Genomic DNA, 19,978 nt, shown 5'->3' with positions numbered 1-19,978 from the left:
GCAAAATGAACAAAACGTAGGTAAATACTTGGAAATCTATGACATTTTTGGCGGAAGATCACAGGAGTCGAACCTGCCCGGGAACGCTGGCGTCCCCAACTGGATTTGAAGTCCAGCCACCTCACCGGAGATGACGATCTTCCGCGCCTCGATTGCTACATGGAGGCGGGGCGCATTATAGCTACTTTCAGGCATTTACCACATACCCCACACCACTTTTTTCACCTCTCTTTTGACCTGAATCCCCCTGTTTCAGCTAATTCTTAAGAAAATCCTCAGGTTAGCATTTCGTGCTCATCAACTTTTATCCCGATCACAAAAAACAAGAAACGTAATCTCTTAACCAGAAAACGCAATACCCGCTCCTGAAACAATGGTTTAAAACCAATGCAACCGGTCTCAGCGCCCCCTACAGCGTGAAGGATAAAAATATGAGCGAAGTATTGTCAGTAAAAGAGAAGATTGGCTACGGCATGGGAGACGCCGCCAGCCATATCATTTTTGATAACGTCATGCTTTACATGATGTTTTTCTACACCGATATTTTTGGTATTCCCGCCGGGTTTGTCGGCACCATGTTCCTGCTGGCGCGTGCGCTGGACGCAATCTCCGACCCCTGCATGGGGCTGATTGCCGACCGCACCCGCAGCCGCTGGGGTAAGTTCCGCCCGTGGATTTTGTTCGGCGCGATCCCGTTCGGCATCGTCTGCGTGCTGGCGTATACCACGCCGGACCTCAGCCTCAACGGTAAAATGGTTTACGCCGCCATCACCTACACCCTGCTGACCCTGCTCTATACCGTGGTCAACATCCCGTACTGCGCGCTGGGCGGCGTGATCACCAACGACCCGACGCAGCGTATCTCCCTCCAGTCCTGGCGCTTTGTGCTGGCGACGGCGGGCGGCATGCTCTCTACGGTGCTGATGATGCCGCTGGTGAACCTGATTGGCGGCGACGATAAGGCATTCGGCTTCCAGGGCGGGATCGCCGTGCTGTCGGTGGTCGCGTTCCTGATGCTGGCGTTCTGCTTCTTCACCACCAAAGAGCGCATCCAGGTGCCGCCGAGCACCACCTCCATGCGTGAAGATCTGCGTGATATCTGGCAAAACGACCAGTGGCGCATCGTCGGCGTGCTGACCATCCTCAACATCCTCGCCGTCTGCGTGCGCGGCGGCGCGATGATGTATTACTGCACCTGGATCATGGGCTCGCCGGAGGTGTTCGTCGCCTTCCTGACGACCTACTGCGTCGGCAACCTGATTGGCTCCGCGCTGGCGAAACCGCTCACCGACTGGAAGTGCAAGGTCAGCATCTTCTGGTGGACCAACGCCGCGCTGGCGGTGGTCAGCGTGGCGATGTTCTTCGTGCCGATGCATGCCACCGTGCTGATGTTCGGCTTCATCTTCGTTATCGGCGTGCTGCACCAGCTGGTGACGCCGATTCAGTGGGTAATGATGTCCGATACCGTCGACTACGGCGAATGGACCAACGGCAAACGTCTGACCGGCATCAGCTTCGCGGGCACGCTGTTTGTGCTGAAGCTCGGCCTGGCGCTGGGCGGGGCGATGATCGGCTGGATGCTGGCAGGCGGCGGCTACAACGCGGCGGCCAAAACCCAGAACAGCGCGACCATCAGCATCATTATCGGTCTATTTACCCTGGCACCGGCGATCTGCTACGTGCTGAGCGCCATTATCGCCAAACGCTACTACACGCTGAAAACCCCCTTCCTGACCAAAATCCTGCGCGAGCTGGCGCAGGGCGCGCGCCGCAATCAGCAGGAGTTTGAAAACCTGCCGGTCAGCAAAGAATTGCAGAACTAAGAGGACGTATGCATGAAAATCAGTGATGGAAACTGGCTTATTCAACCGGGCCTTAACGTGACGTATCCGGTCCAGGTGTTCGACGTGGAGCAGCAGGGCAATGACCTGGTGGTGTACGTCGCGCCGCGTGACGTGCGCGAACGCACCTGGCAGCTGGACACGTTGATGTTCACGGTGCGCCTGTTTGCCCCGCAGGAGGGGATTGTCGGGGTGCGCATCGAACACTTCCAGGGTGCGCTGAACAACGGCCCGCACTATCCGCTGAACGTTCTGAAGGATGTAAAAGTTGAGATTGAAAACAACGCCGAATTTGCCGAGCTGAAAAGCGGCAGCGTCAGCGTGCGCGTCGCCAAAGGCGAGTTCTGGGCGCTGGATTTCCTGCGCAACGGCCAGCGCATTACCGGCAGCCAGCTGAAAAACAACGGCTACGTGCAGGATACCAACACCGATCGCAACTATGTGTTTGAACGTCTGGATCTGGGCGTGGGGGAAACGGTCTACGGCCTGGGCGAGCGCTTTACCGCGCTGGTGCGCAACGGCCAGACGGTCGAAACCTGGAACCGCGACGGGGGCACCAGCACCGAGCAGTCCTACAAAAACATCCCGTTCTACCTGACCAACCGCGGCTACGGCGTGCTGGTGAATCACCCCGAGAACGTCTCGTTTGAAGTCGGCTCCGAAAAAGTCTCCAAAGTGCAGTTCAGCGTGGAAGGGGAGTATCTGGAGTACTTCGTGATCGACGGCCCGACGCCAAAAGAGGTATTAAACCGCTATACGCAGTTCACCGGCCGTCCGGCGCTGCCGCCTGCGTGGTCGTTCGGCCTGTGGCTGACCACCTCCTTCACCACTAACTACGACGAAGCGACGGTCAATAGCTTTATCGACGGCATGGCCGAGCGCGACCTGCCGCTGCACGTGTTCCACTTCGACTGCTTCTGGATGAAAGCCTTCCAGTGGTGCGATTTTGAGTGGGACCCGGTGACCTTCCCCGACCCGGAAGGGATGATCCGCCGCCTGAAAGAGAAAGGGCTGAAGGTCTGCGTGTGGATCAACCCGTACATCGGCCAGAAATCGCCGATCTTCCGTGAGCTGAAAGAGAAGGGCTACCTGCTCAAGCGCCCGGACGGCTCCCTGTGGCAGTGGGACAAATGGCAGCCGGGGCTGGCGATCTACGACTTCACCAACCCGGACGCGTGCCTGTGGTACGCCGACAAGCTGAAAGGCCTGGTGGAGATCGGCGTCGACTGCTTCAAGACCGACTTCGGCGAGCGTATCCCGACGGACGTCCAGTGGTTTGACGGTTCCGATCCGCAGAAGATGCACAACCATTACGCCTACATCTACAACGAACTGGTGTGGAACGTGCTGAAAGAGACGGTGGGAGAAGAAGAGGCGGTGCTGTTTGCCCGTTCTGCCTCCGTGGGTGCGCAACAGTTCCCGGTGCATTGGGGCGGCGACTGCTACGCCAACTATGAATCGATGGCGGAAAGCCTGCGCGGCGGGCTGTCGATTGGCCTGTCCGGCTTCGGATTCTGGAGCCACGATATCGGCGGGTTCGAAAACACCGCTCCGGCACACGTCTACAAACGCTGGTGCGCTTTCGGGCTGTTCTCCAGCCACAGCCGCCTGCACGGCAGCAAATCCTACCGCGTGCCGTGGGCGTACGATGATGAGTCCTGCGACGTGGTGCGCCACTTCACCCAGCTGAAATGCCAGCTGATGCCGTACCTGTATCGTCAGGCTGCGCTGGCCCGCGAGTTCGGCACGCCGATGCTGCGGGCGATGATGCTGGAGTTCCCGGACGACCCGGCGTGCGATTACCTTGACCGCCAGTACATGCTGGGGGATTCAATGATGGTGGCGCCGGTGTTCTCCGAGGCGGGCGACGTGCAGTTCTGGCTGCCGGAAGGGCGCTGGACGCACCTGTGGCACAACGATGTAATCGAGGGCAGCCGCTGGCATAAGCAGCAGCACGATTTCCAGAGCCTGCCGGTCTATGTGCGCGACAACACGCTGCTGGCGCTCGGCAATAATAACCAGAAGCCGGACTATGCGTGGCACGAGGGGACAGCCTTCCAGCTCTTCAACCTGAGCGATGGCGCAACGGCGGTAAGCGAAGTGCCTGCGGCGGACGGTTCTGTGGTGTTTACGCTGAAGGCGTCACGTCAGGGCGACGTCGTGACCTTTACCGGCGCGGGAGATGCGCAAAACTGGTCGGTGTGCTTGCGCAACGTGCAAAAGGTTGGCGGCGTGAAAGGCGGTTCACATGCGGGCAGCGAGTGGGGTGTGGTGGTGAAAGCCGAGGGGGATGAGGTGGTGATCCACCTCTGAGCTGGAAAAATGCCCGGTGGCGCTTTGCTTACCGGGCCTACGGTAATTATGCGGTCTGATGTCCTCACCCACGGGGAGAGGGAACCAAAACCTCGTAGGCCGGGTAAGGCGAAGCCGCCACCCGGCTTTTTACTGTGCCGGAGCCACCGCCGACACCATCCCGCGGGTCATGGTCTGTTGCACCTGCTGTTTATCCATATTCACCGCGCTAAGCTTCCCGTTCACCGTCGGCTTCAGCGGCGCATTCGCCTGCACGCTGCCGCTGGCGGTGAGCTGAATATTGCCGTCGCCCGCAATCGGCAGCGCTGGCCAGCCCCACTGCTGCAAAACGTTGAGTGGTACACCGCGCCCGTTCAGGCTCACGGTGGTTTGTCGCTGTGGCAGCTGTGACACGGTGGCGGTCGCTTCCAGGATCCCTTTCTCGGTAAAGGCGCTCAGGTCGGTAATGTTTACCGTTGCGGCGTTGGCATTCAGCGCCAGCGACGGGCGTCGCACGTCGACGCGGTTAAAGGTTGCTGCCGCCCCGTTCAGGGTTGCGTTACCGCCCCACACGCCCCACTTATGGTCTTGCGCCAGACGCAGATTAGCGCCATAACCGTCGAGGGAGGTGATCTGCCATGGGAACGCCGGATCGATGTCGATCACCAGGTTGCGGCTCAGGCCGAATTTTTTCAGCGTCACGCTGTTCAGCCATGCCGGGAGCGGATCCATCCACAGCGTTTTCCAGTTTTCCGGAAGCGTATATTCCAGCCCGGCAATGGCAACGTCGTCCAGCACCAGCGCGTTCCCGTCGCGCAGCCAGTTGCCGGAGGTGCGCACCATGCCCCCTTCCCAGCGGGAAGTGAACTGACGCAGCGCAATGCCCTGTGGGGAGAATTCCGCGTTCAGGATAGGGTCAAAAAGATGCAGCGAGCCGTAGATAAATTCGCTGGCGTTCATGGATAACCGTCCCTCCTGGCTTTGCCAGTCTCCTTTACTCAGGGTGAGGTTACGCAGGCTAAGATCAAGGTCGGTTACCGCCCAGTCTGGCCCCTGTAGACGGGCATCGGTCACTTCCAGCCGCCCAATCTGTAACGAAGGCAGGGTGGAGAGAGGGGCGAAGAAATCCAGCAGCGATTTGTCGCTTTGCAGGCGTATCTCATTCAGACGCAGGGTGTCGATAACCCAGCCACCGTCGGCATTACGCTGAGCCGACCCCGTAAGCGAGCCGCGCGCCATATCGGCACCGATGGTATTGAGCACCACCTCTTTGCCGTTGAGTTGTCCCTGAATCAGCACGTTGTTGGCCGGTATGCCGTTGAGCGTGAGCGACCCGGCGCTCATCTGGATTTGCGCATTTTTCCCCAGTACGTTCCCCGCCTCGGGCTGCCACGGGCTGACGCCACCGGTCACCTTTTGCGCACTGAGATCCCACTCCGTATTCGGGCTGTTAAAGGCCATGTTATTCAGTTGCAGACGATCGGCCTGGAACGGCAGCGGCGCCGTCTGTGGAGATAAATTCAGCGTGCCATCGAACAGGGTGATGGCGTCCATATGCAGCAGGTCGGTGATCTGGCGGCTGCTTAAGCCAATATCCACTTTTTTAGCGACCAGCGTGGCCGGTTTGCCATCTCGTCCGAAGGTAACGTTTTCCAGAAGAATGTGAGAAGGGGATGAAAAGCGGTGATCCATCAGGTCAAAGTTGAGCTCGTAATCGGTATTCACCGTGATCCAGCTACTGACCTGCGATGCGCCCCAGCGGGTCTGGAGCAGAAAATAAAAGGCGAGCACTACAATGAGCAGGGCTACCAGAAGATAGATAAGCAGCTTTCCAATAAATTTCATGGTCTTCCTTCCCGCGAAACGCACATAAGGGTGTTATGCACGATTTATGCGCAATGCTCAAGGCGGGAATGGTGTAAAGAGATGTCACGGCAGGCATTGACAGCCTGCCGTGTGGGGATCAGTTCTTTTCAGGCGGGAAAATGAGATTCAGCACGATAGCGGTAATACCGCCCGCGGCGATGCCGGAAGAGAGCAGGTTTTTCACCCAGTCCGGGGCAAACTGCAAAATCAACGGCTGCTGGGAGACGCCAAGTCCTACGGCGAGAGACAGCGCAATAATCATGATTGCGCGGCGGTTCAGCGGCTCGCGGGAGACGATACGCACGCCGGAGGCCGCGATGGTACCGAACATGACCAGCGTCGCGCCGCCCAGGACCGGCTCAGGGATGTGCTGCACAAACCCGCTTACCGCCGGGAACAGGCCGAGGACCACCAGCATCAGCGCCACCACGAAGCCCACGTAGCGGCTGGCCACGCCGGTCAACTGGATCACGCCATTGTTCTGGCCGAAGCAGGAGTTCGGGAATGTGTTGAACACCGCCGAGACAAACGAGTTCAGTCCGTTCGCCAGCACGCCGCCTTTCAGACGTTTCATGTACAGCGGGCCGGAGACCGGCTGCTCGGACACGTCGGAGGTGGCAGTGATATCGCCAATGGTTTCCAGCGAGGTGATCATAAAGACCAGCATCAGCGGCAGGAGAAGACTCCAGTCAATGCCCAGGCCGTAGTAGAGCGGCGTTGGCACGGTAATCAACGCGCTGTTGGTTGGGGTGGTGTTTTCCGGCAGCATGCCCAGCGCCCACGCCAGCAGGTAACCGGCCGCCATGGCGATCACCAGCGAAGCCACGCGCAGGTACGGGTTACGCTGGCGGTTAAGCAGAATAATGATCGCCAGCACCACGCCTGCCAGCAGCAGGTTTTTCGGCGCGCCGAAGGTATGGTCGCTCATTGCCGCGTAGCCGCCCCCGATGGAGGTCAGACCCACCTGAATCAGCGACAGGCCGATAATCATCACCACCACGCCGGAGACCAGCGGGGTGATCACCCGGCGCGCAAGGTGCAGAACGCGGGAGATTATCATCTCTGTGCAGCTTGCCAGCATCAGGGTGCCGAATAGCGCCGCCATCATCGTCGGGACATCTGCGCCGCCGGTTTTCAGTGCCGTACCGCCCATGATCAGCGGCGCCACAAAGTTAAAGCTGGTGCCCTGAATCGACAGCAACCCCGAACCCACCGGACCCCAGGCTTTAATTTGAATGATGGAGGCTACACCGGAAGCGAACAGAGACATACTGATGATGTGTTGCGTATCCTGCGCCGGTAACCCCAGCGCCTGACAAATCAGCAGAGCCGGCGTGATGACCGCAACGAACATCGCCAGCAGATGCTGGCAGGCGGCAAACAGGGTTTGAGGCAGCGGGGGACGATCTTCAAGGCGGTAAATCAGTTCACTGTTTTGCTTCTGCGCAATCGGTTGCGCATCAGCAGACTCCAGAGTGTTAACAGACATCGGCGGCAATCCCACGGTGGAAAAGCGGGCATTTTAGCTGACCACCTGGTAAAAGCAAACGATTGCCGGCAAAAAAAAGAGAGAAAATCTGCCGGTGTGAGCAGGTTTTCTACAACGAACAGGAAAAAAAAATTACACTTTTCGCGCCGGCGGCTCATGACGAGCATCACCCGGCCCAGGATAACGCCGCGTGTGTATGGAACACGCGCATAACAGGAGCCTTTTATGATTCATCTCGATACGTTGTCGACCCTTGTTGCCGCAACGCTGGTTCTTCTGCTTGGTCGCAAGCTGGTACACAGTGTTTCCTTTCTGAAAAAGTACACCATTCCTGAACCTGTCGCCGGTGGATTGCTGGTGGCGCTTGCCCTGCTGGTGCTGAAAAAAAGCATGGGCTGGGAAATTGATTTTGATATGTCCCTGAAAGATCCGTTGATGCTGGCCTTCTTTGCCACTATCGGCCTGAACGCTAACCTCGCAAGCCTGCGTTCAGGCGGCAAGGTGCTGGGCGTGTTTCTGATTGTTGTGGTGGGCCTGCTGCTGATGCAAAACGCCATCGGCATCGGTATGGCGTCGCTGCTGGGGTTGGATCCGCTGATGGGTCTGCTGGCGGGGTCGATTACCCTGTCAGGTGGTCACGGAACGGGCGCGGCGTGGAGCAAGCTGTTCATCGAACGCTATGGCTTTGAAAACGCAACGGAAGTGGCTATGGCCTGCGCGACCTTTGGCCTGGTGCTTGGCGGGCTGATTGGCGGCCCGGTGGCGCGCTATCTGGTGAAACATTCCACTACGCCGGAAGGCAGACCAGACGATGAAATGGTGCCGACCGCGTTCGAAAAACCGGACGTTGGTCGCAGCATCACCTCGCTGGTGATGATTGAAACCATCGCCATGATTGCCATCTGCCTCACCGTGGGCAAAATCGTTGCGCAATGGCTGGCGGGAACGGCTTTCGAACTGCCAACCTTTGTCTGCGTGCTGTTTATCGGGGTGATCCTGAGCAACGGTCTGGCGCAGATGGGCTTCTACCGCGTCTTCGAACGCGCGGTGTCCGTGCTGGGGAACGTCAGCCTGTCGCTGTTCCTGGCGATGGCGCTGATGAGCCTCAAGCTGTGGGAACTGGCCTCGCTGGCGCTGCCGATGGTGGCGATCCTGGCGGTACAGGCCGTGTTTATGGCGCTGTATGCCATCTTTGTTACCTGGCGCATGATGGGCAAAAACTATGATGCGGCGGTACTGGCTGCGGGTCACTGTGGATTTGGTCTGGGAGCGACACCAACGGCCATCGCGAATATGCAGGCGATCACCGAACGGTTCGGCCCGTCGCACATGGCGTTTCTGGTGGTGCCGATGGTGGGCGCATTCTTCATTGATATCGTCAACGCGCTGGTCATTAAGCTCTACCTGATGCTGCCGATGTTTGGCTGACCGTCAGGCGTTGGAATACCGCTCGGTTTCCGGCATCCAGCGTTCAATTAACGCTGCCGCCTGTTCGGGGTAGCGTTCATGAATATGACGCGCAAGGCGTTGTACTTCGGGGATCATGGCCTGATCGCGCAGCAAATCCGCCACTTTAAATTCGGCGTTACCCGTCTGACGTGTGCCCAGCAGTTCACCCGGGCCGCGGATCTCCAGATCTTTTTGCGCAATGACGAAGCCGTCATTGCTGTCGCGTAATACCTGCAAACGCATCTGCGCGGTTTTCGACAGCGGGGCTTTGTAGAGCAGCACGCAGTGAGAGGCGATCGCGCCACGGCCCACGCGGCCTCGTAGCTGGTGGAGCTGCGCCAGGCCCAGACGCTCCGGGTTCTCAATAATCATCAGGCTGGAGTTCGGCACATCCACGCCCACTTCGATAACCGTGGTCGCAACGAGTAAGTGCAGCTCGCCCTGTTTGAACGACTGCATCACCGCCTGCTTCTCGGCAGGCTTCATGCGCCCGTGAACCAGACCGACGTTCAGCTCTGGCAGGGCGAGCTTTAACTCTTCCCATGTGGCTTCGGCAGCCTGCGCTTCCAGCAGCTCAGACTCTTCAATCAGGGTGCAGACCCAGTACGCCTGACGCCCTTCCTGCGTACAGGCGTTGCGCACGCGGTCAATGATGTCGCTGCGCCGCGTGTCCGGTATGGCAACCGTGGTCACCGGCGTTCGGCCCGGCGGCAACTCGTCGATGGTGGAGGTATCCAGATCGGCATAGGCCGTCATCGCCAGGGTGCGCGGAATCGGCGTGGCGGTCATGATCAGCTGATGCGGGTGGAAGCCCTGTTGCAGACCTTTCTCCCACAGCGCCAGACGCTGATGAACACCAAAGCGGTGCTGTTCGTCGATAATGACCAGCGCCAGGCCGTTAAACTGCACCTGTTCCTGGAAAATGGCGTGCGTGCCGACAATCATCTGCACCTGCCCGCTGGCAATAGCTTCCTGCTGCGCAAGACGTGCTTTGCCCTTCTGCTTCCCGGCCAGCCAGCCCACTTCGATCCCCAGTGGGGCGAACCAGTTACGGAAATTGTTGGCGTGCTGCTCGGCCAGCAGTTCTGTCGGTGCCATCAGCGCCACCTGCTTGCCGTGGGCGATAGCGCGTAAAGCGGCCAATGCGGCAACCAGCGTTTTCCCGGAACCCACGTCGCCCTGCACCAGGCGCATCATCGGCACATTCAGCGCCATATCGCGTTCGATCTCGGCGGTGACCCGCGCCTGGGCGCCAGTGGGTTTAAACGGCAGTGTGGCCAGCAGCTTATCTTTGAGCTCATCATGCGGGCTTAATGGCTGCGCGTGGAAACGCTGCGCACCTGCGCGCAGGGCCAGCATGCTCAGGTTGTGAGCCAGTAATTCCTCAAGGATAAGACGCCGTTGGGCGGGATGTTTACCGCTTTCTAAATCAACAAGCTGAAGCGTTGGCGGTGGACGGTGCAGGGTGCGCAACGCCTCCGGCAGGCTCATCATGCCCTGCGCCAGCTCCGGCGGCAGCAGCTCGTTAATGGCGCAGGTATCGAGCAGCTCCAGCGCCTGGTCGGTGAGCTTGCGCAGCGTGGCCTGCTTAATGCCTTCGGTGGTTGGATAGACCGGCGTGAGCGTCTCCTGTAGCTCAGGTGAGCTGAGATCGCCCTGCACGCGGTATTCCGGGTGGATCATCTCCGCGCCGTATTTGCCCCGTTTGGCTTCACCGTACGCAAGTACGCGTCGTCCAGTGGCAAGGCTGTTTTTCATCGCCGCATTGAAGTTGAAAAAGCGCATGGTGAGAATGCCGGTGCCGTCGCTGATCTGGCAGGTCATCATCCTGCGTCCGCCAAAGGTGATGTTGCAGTTCAGCACTTCCCCTTCAACGGTGGCGTAAATAGCGGGCAGCAGATCGCCAATTTTATAAAGCTGAGTACGGTCTTCGTAACGCAGGGGGAGGTGGAGCAGGAGATCCTGCACGGTGTGCAGGCCAATCTTCGCCAGTTTACTGCTTTGTGCCGCGCCCACGCCCGTCAGGCTGTTGAGCGGTATGGCGTCCAGCAGGCGGCCTTTCATGATTTACCCTGCGTACTGCATGGTGGACCACCACTCGGCATCGGCTTCAATTTCGCCCTGCGCGTTGACGTGGGGGTAAGGCAATTTCTTCTGCTTCGCAACGCGAGCCAGCACCGGATAGCCACCTTCAAACAGCAGGCGCTGCTGCTCCTCTTCCGGCAGCATGCTGTTGCTGCGCTCGTACATTCCGGCATTCTGACGCTGGCGCTGCGCTTCATACAGGATCAGCGCTGAGGCGACCGACACGTTGAGTGACTGGACCATGCCGATCATCGGAATGATGATGTCCCGGTCAGCCAAATCCAGTGCTTCCTGCGTGATCCCCGTTTTCTCCTGGCCCATTAAAATGCAGGTCGGACGGGTGTAGTCGATCTCACGGAAATCCACGGCTTTAGCAGAGAGGTTGGTTGCCAGGACCTGCATGCCACGCCCTTTCAGGTGCGAGACCGCTTCACCAATAGTCTGGTGAGTTTTCACGGATACCCAGCTGTTGCTGCCTGCGGCGGTGGAGGCCATGGTACGCATACGTGCGCCTGGCCAGACGGCGTGGACTTCATGCACGCCGACGGCATCTGCGGTGCGGACGATAGCAGAGACGTTATGAGGTTTATGGACCTGCTCCATGCAGACCGTCAGATCAGGCTGACGCCTGGCGAGCATTTCGCAGATTCGCTCGTAACGTGTTGAATTCATAATGCTAGTTTCGGTTACGGGTGACTTTAATGACATCCGGCATCACGCGGATCTTGCGCATAATATTGGCCAGATGTACGCGGTCACGGGCGGTCAGGCGAATAAAGGCGCTGTAAACGCGGCCATCTTTTTCTTCAGTATTCAGGCTCTGAATGTTTGACGAGGCCGTGTTGATCGCTGCCGTCAGGTTCGCCAGTGCACCCTGGTGGTTAAACATATCCACCTTGATTTCAGTGATAAATTCCTGCGCTGTCTCTTTATCCCATTCGACCGCCATGAACTTCTCAGGCTCTTTCTGATAGCCACGGATGTTACGGCAGGATTCGTGGTGGATCACCAGCCCTTTACCCGGGCTGACGTGCGCAATAATCGGGTCGCCCGGGATAGGGCGGCAGCATTTGGCGAAGGTGATGAGCACCCCGTCAGCGCCTTTGATTGGCAGGTGACCATGATTTTGCGCGTTAGCAGGAACGGCTGTCGTTTCGCCCTGTTGCAGGTTCTTCGCTACGACCACGCTCATGGCGTTTCCGAGGCCAATCTCTGCCAGCAGGTCATCCAGCGAGGCGAGCTTCATACGCTCCAGCTCATGCTGAATGTTTTCTGGGGGGATCTCTGCCAGTTTGCGGCTGCCACCCAGCGCGTGATTGAGCAGACGACGCCCCAGGCTAACGGAGTCGTCGCGCTTGAGATTTTTCAGCAGCTGGCGGATTTTTGCGCGCGCTTTTGAGCTCACGACAAAGTTCAGCCAGGCGGCGTTAGGACGTGCGCCCGGCGCGGTAATAATTTCGACAGTCTGCCCGCTGAAGAGCGGCTGCGACAGCGGATAAGGCTGCCTGTCGACGCGGGCACCCACGCAGGCATGGCCGATATCGGTATGCACGGCGTAAGCGAAGTCGACCGGCGTCGCGCCCGCAGGCAGTTCGACAATGCGCCCTTCCGGCGTGAAAACGTAAATCTCATCCGGGAAGAGATCGGATTTAACGCTCTCGATAAATTCAAACGAGCTACCTGCACTCTGTTGCAGCTCCAGCAGGCTCTGCATCCAGCGCTGGGCGCGGATTTGCGCGGTGGTGCTGCTTTCGCCGCCATGCTCTTTATAAGCCCAGTGCGCCGCGACACCCATTTCCGCCATCTGATCCATGTCTTCGGTACGAATTTGCACCTCAACCGGAACGCCGTGCGGGCCAATCATGGAGGTGTGCAAAGATTGATATCCGTTCGCTTTTGGAATGGCGATGTAATCTTTGACGCGCCCCGGACGTGGCTTGTACAGGCTATGCATCTGCCCCAGCACGCGGTAGCAGGTGTCCGAGTCGTGGACGATGACGCGGAACGCGTAGATATCCATGATCGAGTGAAAACGCTGCTCCTTGAGCACCATTTTGCAGTAGATAGAGTACAAATGCTTTTCGCGACCGCTGACGCGGCACGGAATACCGGCTTCCTGCAAGCGCCCTTCGATTTCAGAGAGGATCTTTTGAATCATCTCTTTACGGTTACCGCGAGCGGCTTTCACCACCTCTTTAATCACGCGATAGCGGTTCGGGTATAACGCTTCAAAACCCAGCTCTTCCAGCTCGGTTTTAATGTGATGAATACCTAAACGGTGCGCCAGCGGACTGTAGATTTCGAGGGTTTCACGGGCGATGCGGCGACGTTTATCCGGGCGAAGTGAGCCCAGCGTGCGCATATTGTGGGTGCGGTCAGCAAGTTTGATGAGAATGACGCGGATATCCTGCACCATCGCCATGATCATCTTGCGAAAGTTTTCGGCCTGCGCCTCTTTCTTATCGCGGAATTTCAGCTTATCAAGCTTAGAGACCCCTTCCACCAGCTCGGCAACGCTTTTGCCAAACAGCTGTTCCATGTCCTGGTAGGTGGCAGGGGTATCTTCAATCACGTCATGCAGCAGGGCGGCCATGAGCGTTTCGTAGTCGAGTTTCATCTCGGCCAGAATACAGGCCACCGCTACCGGGTGCGTGATATAGGGTTCACCGCTTGAACGTGTCTGGCCCTCGTGAGCGTCACGTGCAACGAGATACGCCTGCTGAAGACGCTTAATCTGGTCTTCAGGCAGGTAGGTTTGAATCAGTTGATTCAGGCTTTCAAACAGATACAAGGGCGACCCGCAGGTTTAATTAACGACGACCTTCAGCAATGGCGGTTACGGCCTGCAGTTCTGCGGCTTCCTGCTCTTGCTGCTCCTGGCGCTCACGCACGTCGAGGATCTGGTTGTTGATCAGACCTTCTTCGATTTCGCGAAGTGCAATAACGGTGGTTTTATCGTTTTCTTCCGGTACCAGCGGATCTTTACCGCCTACCTGCATCTGACGAGCGCGACGCGCGGCGACCAGTACCAGGTCAAAACGGTTACCAATTTTCTCTACAGCGTCCTGAACAGTTACGCGTGCCATACTTAAAATGCTCCACAGGTGAAGAAATGACTGGGCATGATACTGAAAGTGGGTTCAGTCTGCCAACAGTTTGGTGATTAATGCGTCATGTCGCTGCTTCTGGCGGCTCATACGCAGACGTTCTGCGCGAAGGATAGTTTTGAGATCGCTCAGCGCGGCATCAAAATCATCATTCACAATAAGGTAATCATATTCCGCGTAATGGCTCATTTCTGCAACAGCCTGTGCCATACGCTTCGCGATAACTTCTTCGCTATCCTGGCCGCGACCACGCAGGCGACGATCCAGTTCATCTTTCGATGGCGGTAGAATAAAAATACTGCGCGAATCAGGCATTTTCTTACGAATTTGCTGCGCGCCCTGCCAGTCGATATCCAGGAACACGTTCACGCCGGTCGCCAGAACCTGCTCAATGGTTTCACGCGAAGTACCGTAGTAGTTACCGAATACTTCTGCGTGTTCAAGAAACGCGTCTCTGCCAATCATCGCTCTGAATTCGTCGTGATTCACAAAGAAATAGTGTTCACCGTGCACCTCACCCGGACGCGGTGCTCGCGTGGTGTGAGAAACAGAAACCTGCGTATCGTACAACGGTTGGGTTTTTAACAGTGCCTGAATAAGGCTGGATTTACCCGCGCCACTAGGGGCAGAAACAATATAAAGCGTGCCTTGAGCCATGAGAGTCTTTTGTATGTGTTAACGAAGAAGTCCTACATACGGGCTTATTATACACGTCGCCGCTGTGTGACGTAGCCTTTGTCACACTTTTTCCCGTGGATGATTAAATTTTGCGTGCCGTTTTCAGGTTTTGTCTGCGGTTTGCAGCAACAAAAAGAAACGCTGGATAACGCCTCGTAAAGCGTAACGTTGCCATTCGCGTCGTTTTCAATACCGGGTTATACCTCCTCCAACGCAAAGGAGGGGTAATAATGTGGCGATGGATAAGCGGGTTTGCGCTGTTGTGGTGTAGCACCGGGTTAGCGGTATGCCCGGTATGGTCGCAGGCAAAAGCAGAAAAGGAAATTGTAGCGCTGAGCGCGCAGATCAAACGCTGGGACGATGCTTACTGGAAGCAGGGAGTCAGTGACGTTGATGACGGGGTTTACGATCAGCTTAACGCGCGGTTGAACCAGTGGCAGCGCTGCTTTGGTCATGTCTCTTCCGAAGAGAGACCGCCACCTCTGACAGGTAGTGTGACACACCCGGTTGCGCATACGGGCGTGCATAAGGTTGCCAGTAAAGCTGAGCTCAGCCAGTGGATGCGAGCCCGGCAACATCTCTGGATGCAGCCCAAAGTGGATGGCGTGGCTGTGACGCTGGTGTACCAGGGCGGGAAGCTTGTCCGGGCCATTAGCCGTGGCAACGGTGTGAAAGGTGAAGACTGGACGGCGCAGGTTCGATCAATCCCCTCTGTTCCGCAAAACCTGTCCGGCCCCCTGGCAAATAGCGTCTTACAGGGTGAACTGTTCTGGATTCATGAAAACCACATCCAGCGTCAGATGGGGGGGATGAACATGCGGGCAAAAGTGGCGGGCGCCATGATGCGTCATAACGATAGCGCACTTCTCAGGCAGCTCGGCGTGTTTATCTGGGCCTGGCCGGATGGACCTAAAGAGATGCAGGTATCTCTGGATGCGTTGTCAAAAGCCGGGTTCACCCTGACGGCGCGTTATACGCTGCCCGCCGCGTCTGTGAATGCGGTCGAAGCGCAGCGTTCAGCGTGGCATACAACAGCATTGCCCTTTGCCACGGACGGCATTGTGGTGCGTTCAGCGGATGAACCCGCGGGCGACGGTTGGTTACCCGGTGAAGGCCGTTGGGTTGTCGCATGGAAATATACGCCTGTCGCTCAGGTTGCTGAAGTGCGAGGGATACAGTTTGGCGTCGGGCGAACGGGCAAGGTGTCCGTTGTAGCCGAACTGGATCCAGTAAAGCTTGATGATAAACAGGTGCGGCGGGTGAGCCTGGGGTCGGTCACACGCTGGCAGCGGCTGGATATTGTTCCCGGCGATCAGGTTCTGATAAGCCTCGCCGGGCAGGGGATCCCCCGATTCGATCGAGTTGTCTGGCGGGGAGCGAACAGGGAAAAACCAAAACCTCCGGCCCTGCAGTACCACTCGCTGACCTGTTTTTATGCCTCACCAGCGTGTATGGAACAGTTCTTTGCCCGGTTGACGTGGCTTAGCTCGAAACAAGGGCTAGGGATCGAGGGGTTAGGCGAGGCGGGCTGGCGAACGCTTCATCAGGCGCATCGTTTCGAGCATATTTTTTCGTGGTTAACACTGACGCAGGCGCAGCTACAGTCCACGCCTGGCTTTTCCGCCGGGCGCGGGTTATCGCTCTGGCATCGTTTTAATATTGTGCGCAAACAACCTTTTATTCGCTGGGTCACAGCGATGGGGATCCCGCTGACAAAAGCCACGCTGAATGCGGTTGGGGCGGCGTCGTGGCAGGCGCTGAATCAGCGGAGCGCCGCTGACTGGCAGGCTTTGCCGGGAACAGGTGAAGAGAAGGCGCAGCAGGTCGTTACCTGGCTGCATGCGCCTCCCGTTGATAGGCTGGCAAGGTGGCTGGCTGAGCAGCACATTAACGGGTTCTGACATTAATGCGCGTTGTGCTTGTAATGAAAAACCGGCAGGCCCAGCTTCAGGCGCAATGCCAGCATACGCGCGGTGAAACCAAACAGCAGCGTGGAGATAACGACCACATCGTGGTTTGTGACATAGTGCTGCAAGGCGACATAAAGCACTGCCGCGGCAAAGGAGATGCCGGCGTACAGTTCCTTCTGGAAAACCAGCGGGATACGTTTGCAGAACATATCGCGCAGCACCCCGCCAAACACGCCCGTGATCACCGCCGCAATGGTGGCGATAACCGGGCCTTCACCCATATCGAGAGCAATTTGTGCGCCAATGATGGAAAAAACAATCAGCCCAAGCGCATCCAGCACCAGGAACAAGCGGCGCAGATGAGGCATCACCGGGGCTACAATCGTGGTTAGCACGGCTGCCGTTGCCACGATAATGACGTACTCAGGGTTTTTAACCCAGCCGAGCGGATAATGGCCAAGCAGGATATCGCGCACGGACCCGCCGCCGAGCGCAGTGGCCGTGGCAATAATGATCACGCCGAAGGTGTCCATTCGGCGACGTCCGGCGGCAAGCGCGCCGGTCATGGCTTCAGCGGTAATGCCAATAAGATAGAGAATGTGAAGCAGCATAAACCCTCCGGAATGAAGTGGAGGAGGTTAGCGATTTGTGCGCAAGATCACGATTGAGATTTTCTAAGGCGAGGGGATTTGCCCTAAAGGAATTTATCAACGCATGCCAGGCGGGCTTGTGATAAGGCGGGAGGCAAAGAAAGTAAGGATAAATAAGGCTTAGAAAAAGTAATGGGTGATGTGCCAGACACCACCCTGAAAGGTATTACTCGATATTCTGGATCTGCTCGCGCATCTGCTCAATCAGGACCTTCAGTTCAATTGCTGAATTGGTCACCTCTGCATTGATAGACTTAGACGCCAGCGTGTTCGACTCGCGGTTGAACTCCTGCATCATAAAGTCGAGACGGCGGCCTACCGCTTCTTTCTTCTTCAGGATGTTGTAGGTCTCTTTAACGTGCGCTTCCAGACGATCCAGCTCTTCAGCCACGTCTACACGCTGCGCCATCAGCACCAGCTCTTGTTCCAGACGGTTGTTTTCCAGCTGAACTTCCGCCTCTTCCAGTTTGGCGACAAGACGCTCACGCTGCCATTGCAGCACTTCTGGCATATGAGCGCGCACTTTAGCCACTTCGGCGCTCACGCCTTCAAGGCGTTGCTCAATCATCGCTTTCAGCGCCTGGCCTTCGGTTTCGCGGGCAACGATAAAGTCATCCAGCGTGCCGTCGAGTGCAGCCAGGATTTCAGCGGTAATCGCGTCCAGATCCTGCTCTCCGGCGGCCATCACGCCAGGCCAGCGCAGAATATCAACCGGGTTGATCTCGCCTTCATCGCTTTGCATTTTGACCCAGTTCGCCGCATTAACCAGCTGTTTTGCCAGCTTTTCGTTCAGGATCAGTTCGCCCTGTGCACTGGCATCGGGCTCAAAACGCAGGTTACATTCCACTTTCCCGCGGGTCAGACGCGTACGGATACGCTCACGCACCACAGGCTCCAGGCTGCGGAACTGTTCCGGCATACGGAAATATGTTTCCAGATAGCGCTGGTTTACCGAGCGCATTTCCCAGGTAGCGCTACCCCAGCTACCCTTGATTTCACGCCGGGCGTAGGCGGTCATACTGCGGATCATAGACATTCCCGTTTTTAAAGGAGAGATGGGGGGATTATAGCTTTCAGGGGCTTCTCAGGATAGGAATAAGCGTCCTTTATCCGTATAATGCGCAGCCACATTCGTTTCAAGCCGGAGAATCCATCATGCGTCCAGCAGGTCGTAGCGCCAACCAGGTGCGTCCCGTCACCCTGACCCGTAACTATACAAAACACGCTGAAGGCTCCGTGCTGGTTGAGTTTGGTGACACCAAGGTGCTTTGCACCGCGTCCATCGAAGAGGGCGTGCCTCGCTTCCTGAAAGGTCAGGGGCAGGGGTGGATCACCGCCGAATACGGTATGTTGCCGCGCGCAACCCATACCCGTAATGCCCGTGAAGCGGCAAAAGGTAAGCAGGGCGGCCGTACTATGGAGATCCAGCGCCTGATCGCACGTGCGCTCCGCGCCGCGGTTGACTTAAAAACGCTGGGTGAGTTCACCATCACGCTGGACTGCGACGTGATCCAGGCCGATGGCGGCACGCGTACGGCCTCCATTACCGGTGCCTGTGTGGCGCTGGCAGATGCGCTGAACAAGCTGGTTGCCGCCGGTAAGCTGAAAACCAACCCAATGAAAGGGATGGTTGCTGCTGTCTCCGTTGGTATTGTTAACGGCGAAGCGCTTTGCGATCTGGAATACGTTGAAGATTCTGCCGCAGAAACCGACATGAACGTGGTGATGACCGAAGATGGTCGCATCATTGAAGTGCAGGGCACGGCAGAAGGCGAGCCATTCACTCACGAAGAACTGCTCACCTTGCTGGCGTTGGCCCGAGGGGGTATTGAATCTATTGTAGCGACGCAGAAAGCGGCGTTAGAAAATTGATTTTAAGGCGACCAATGAGTCGCCTTTTTTTTGCCTGTAAGACTGAAAAGACAAAGGAGCAAATCCATGAAATCGTATCAGCGCCAGTTTATTGAGTTTGCGCTTAACAAGCAGGTACTTAAGTTTGGCGAGTTCACGCTGAAATCCGGGCGTAAAAGCCCGTATTTCTTCAACGCCGGGCTGTTTAATACCGGGCGCGACCTGGCACTGTTAGGCCGCTTCTATGCCGAAGCGCTGGTGGATTCCGGGATTGATTTCGATCTGCTGTTTGGCCCCGCGTACAAAGGCATTCCAATTGCAACCACCACGGCGGTGGCGCTGGCGGAGCACCATGACCGCGACGTACCGTACTGCTTTAACCGTAAAGAGGCCAAAACCCACGGTGAAGGCGGCAATCTGGTCGGCAGTGCGTTGCAGGGCCGCGTGATGCTGGTGGATGACGTGATCACCGCAGGCACCGCGATCCGTGAATCGATGGAGATTATCCAGGCTAACGGTGCAACGCTTGCGGGTGTGCTGATTTCGCTTGATCGTCAGGAACGCGGGCGTGGCGACATCTCTGCTATTCAGGAAGTGGAACGCGATTATGGCTGCAAAGTGATCTCTATCATCACGCTGACAGACCTGATTGCATATCTGGAAGAGAAGCCTGAGATGGCGGATCACCTGGCGGCGGTAAAAGCGTATCGCGAAGAGTTCGGGGTTTAATTGCGTTGCCCGGTGGCGCTACGCTTACCGG

At 57.3% G+C, this 19,978-nt stretch carries 15 protein-coding genes and 1 tRNA gene; 6 read left to right on the top strand and 10 right to left on the bottom strand.

The window, feature by feature from the left end:
- Window positions 1–48 precede the first annotated feature (48 nt).
- Window positions 49–143: transfer RNA gene (locus AC4OVS_RS21565), tRNA-Sec, on the bottom strand.
- Between the two features lie 288 nt (window positions 144–431).
- Here AC4OVS_RS21565 and AC4OVS_RS21560 point away from each other — a divergent pair.
- Window positions 432–1,823: a glycoside-pentoside-hexuronide family transporter gene (locus tag AC4OVS_RS21560; protein ID WP_491922699.1), complete on the top strand. Its 1,392-nt coding sequence runs from the start codon at window positions 432–434 to the stop codon at window positions 1,821–1,823.
- Between the two features lie 12 nt (window positions 1,824–1,835).
- Complete coding sequence (gene yicI / locus AC4OVS_RS21555; RefSeq protein WP_491922698.1) at window positions 1,836–4,154, top strand: alpha-xylosidase; 2,319 nt, start codon at window positions 1,836–1,838, stop codon at window positions 4,152–4,154.
- Window positions 4,155–4,283: 129 nt separating this feature from the next.
- On the opposite strand, the gene AC4OVS_RS21550 is transcribed toward yicI, so the two are convergent.
- Both AC4OVS_RS21550 and xanP read right to left on the bottom strand, forming a co-directional pair.
- Window positions 4,284–5,978 (bottom strand): AsmA family protein, encoded by a 1,695-nt coding sequence (locus AC4OVS_RS21550; RefSeq protein ID WP_395036727.1) that lies wholly within the window; start codon window positions 5,976–5,978, stop codon window positions 4,284–4,286.
- A 118-nt stretch (window positions 5,979–6,096) separates the two neighbouring features.
- Entirely contained in the window at window positions 6,097–7,488 is a 1,392-nt protein-coding gene (gene xanP, locus AC4OVS_RS21545; protein WP_032626600.1) for a xanthine/proton symporter XanP, read from the bottom strand.
- Window positions 7,489–7,713: 225 nt separating this feature from the next.
- On the opposite strand from xanP, the gene gltS reads away from it, so the two are divergent.
- Window positions 7,714–8,916 (top strand): sodium/glutamate symporter, encoded by a 1,203-nt coding sequence (gene gltS, locus AC4OVS_RS21540; RefSeq protein ID WP_006812438.1) that lies wholly within the window; start codon window positions 7,714–7,716, stop codon window positions 8,914–8,916.
- Window positions 8,917–8,919: 3 nt separating this feature from the next.
- Here the strand turns inward: gltS and recG are convergent, their stop codons facing one another.
- Genes recG through gmk form a run of 5 tightly spaced genes read right to left on the bottom strand, consistent with a single transcriptional unit; the run spans window position 8,920 to window position 14,786 of the window.
- The gene (recG, locus tag AC4OVS_RS21535; protein WP_023299014.1) at window positions 8,920–11,001 is read right to left on the bottom strand and encodes an ATP-dependent DNA helicase RecG; all 2,082 of its coding nucleotides are present in this window, start codon (window positions 10,999–11,001) and stop codon (window positions 8,920–8,922) included.
- A 3-nt stretch (window positions 11,002–11,004) separates the two neighbouring features.
- Window positions 11,005–11,694, bottom strand: coding sequence for a tRNA (guanosine(18)-2'-O)-methyltransferase TrmH (gene trmH / locus AC4OVS_RS21530; RefSeq protein ID WP_032622047.1), 690 nt, complete (start codon window positions 11,692–11,694; stop codon window positions 11,005–11,007).
- Window positions 11,695–11,698: 4 nt separating this feature from the next.
- The gene (spoT, locus tag AC4OVS_RS21525) at window positions 11,699–13,813 is read right to left on the bottom strand and encodes a bifunctional GTP diphosphokinase/guanosine-3',5'-bis pyrophosphate 3'-pyrophosphohydrolase (RefSeq protein ID WP_022646616.1); all 2,115 of its coding nucleotides are present in this window, start codon (window positions 13,811–13,813) and stop codon (window positions 11,699–11,701) included.
- Between the two features lie 19 nt (window positions 13,814–13,832).
- Window positions 13,833–14,108, bottom strand: coding sequence for a DNA-directed RNA polymerase subunit omega (gene rpoZ / locus AC4OVS_RS21520; RefSeq protein ID WP_000135058.1), 276 nt, complete (start codon window positions 14,106–14,108; stop codon window positions 13,833–13,835).
- A gap of 54 nt (window positions 14,109–14,162) precedes the next feature.
- Entirely contained in the window at window positions 14,163–14,786 is a 624-nt protein-coding gene (gmk, locus tag AC4OVS_RS21515) for a guanylate kinase (RefSeq protein WP_006177710.1), read from the bottom strand.
- 251 nt (window positions 14,787–15,037) lie between these two features.
- Between gmk and ligB the strand changes: the two genes are divergently transcribed.
- Window positions 15,038–16,708 carry an NAD-dependent DNA ligase LigB gene (gene ligB / locus AC4OVS_RS21510; RefSeq protein WP_491922697.1) on the top strand — a complete coding sequence of 557 codons (1,671 nt, stop codon included), beginning with the start codon at window positions 15,038–15,040 and terminating at the stop codon, window positions 16,706–16,708.
- Between the two features lie 2 nt (window positions 16,709–16,710).
- On the opposite strand, the gene AC4OVS_RS21505 is transcribed toward ligB, so the two are convergent.
- Together AC4OVS_RS21505 and AC4OVS_RS21500 are read right to left on the bottom strand one after the other, a co-directional pair.
- The gene (locus tag AC4OVS_RS21505) at window positions 16,711–17,328 is read right to left on the bottom strand and encodes a trimeric intracellular cation channel family protein (protein WP_023299016.1); all 618 of its coding nucleotides are present in this window, start codon (window positions 17,326–17,328) and stop codon (window positions 16,711–16,713) included.
- 205 nt (window positions 17,329–17,533) lie between these two features.
- A complete protein-coding gene (locus AC4OVS_RS21500) occupies window positions 17,534–18,397 on the bottom strand; it encodes a YicC/YloC family endoribonuclease (protein WP_003860907.1) in 864 nt (287 codons plus the stop codon).
- Window positions 18,398–18,522: 125 nt separating this feature from the next.
- Between AC4OVS_RS21500 and rph the strand changes: the two genes are divergently transcribed.
- Both rph and pyrE read left to right on the top strand, forming a co-directional pair.
- Window positions 18,523–19,239, top strand: a complete 717-nt coding sequence (rph, locus tag AC4OVS_RS21495; RefSeq protein ID WP_015570044.1) for a ribonuclease PH — start codon at window positions 18,523–18,525, stop codon at window positions 19,237–19,239.
- A gap of 66 nt (window positions 19,240–19,305) precedes the next feature.
- Window positions 19,306–19,947: an orotate phosphoribosyltransferase gene (gene pyrE / locus AC4OVS_RS21490; RefSeq protein WP_023305206.1), complete on the top strand. Its 642-nt coding sequence runs from the start codon at window positions 19,306–19,308 to the stop codon at window positions 19,945–19,947.
- Window positions 19,948–19,978 lie beyond the last annotated feature (31 nt).

The sequence above is a fragment of the Enterobacter sp. 4974935 genome, assembly GCF_058661735.1.
Note: the sequence above shows the minus strand (reverse complement) of the source record. Positions and strands in the feature narration are given on the sequence as shown.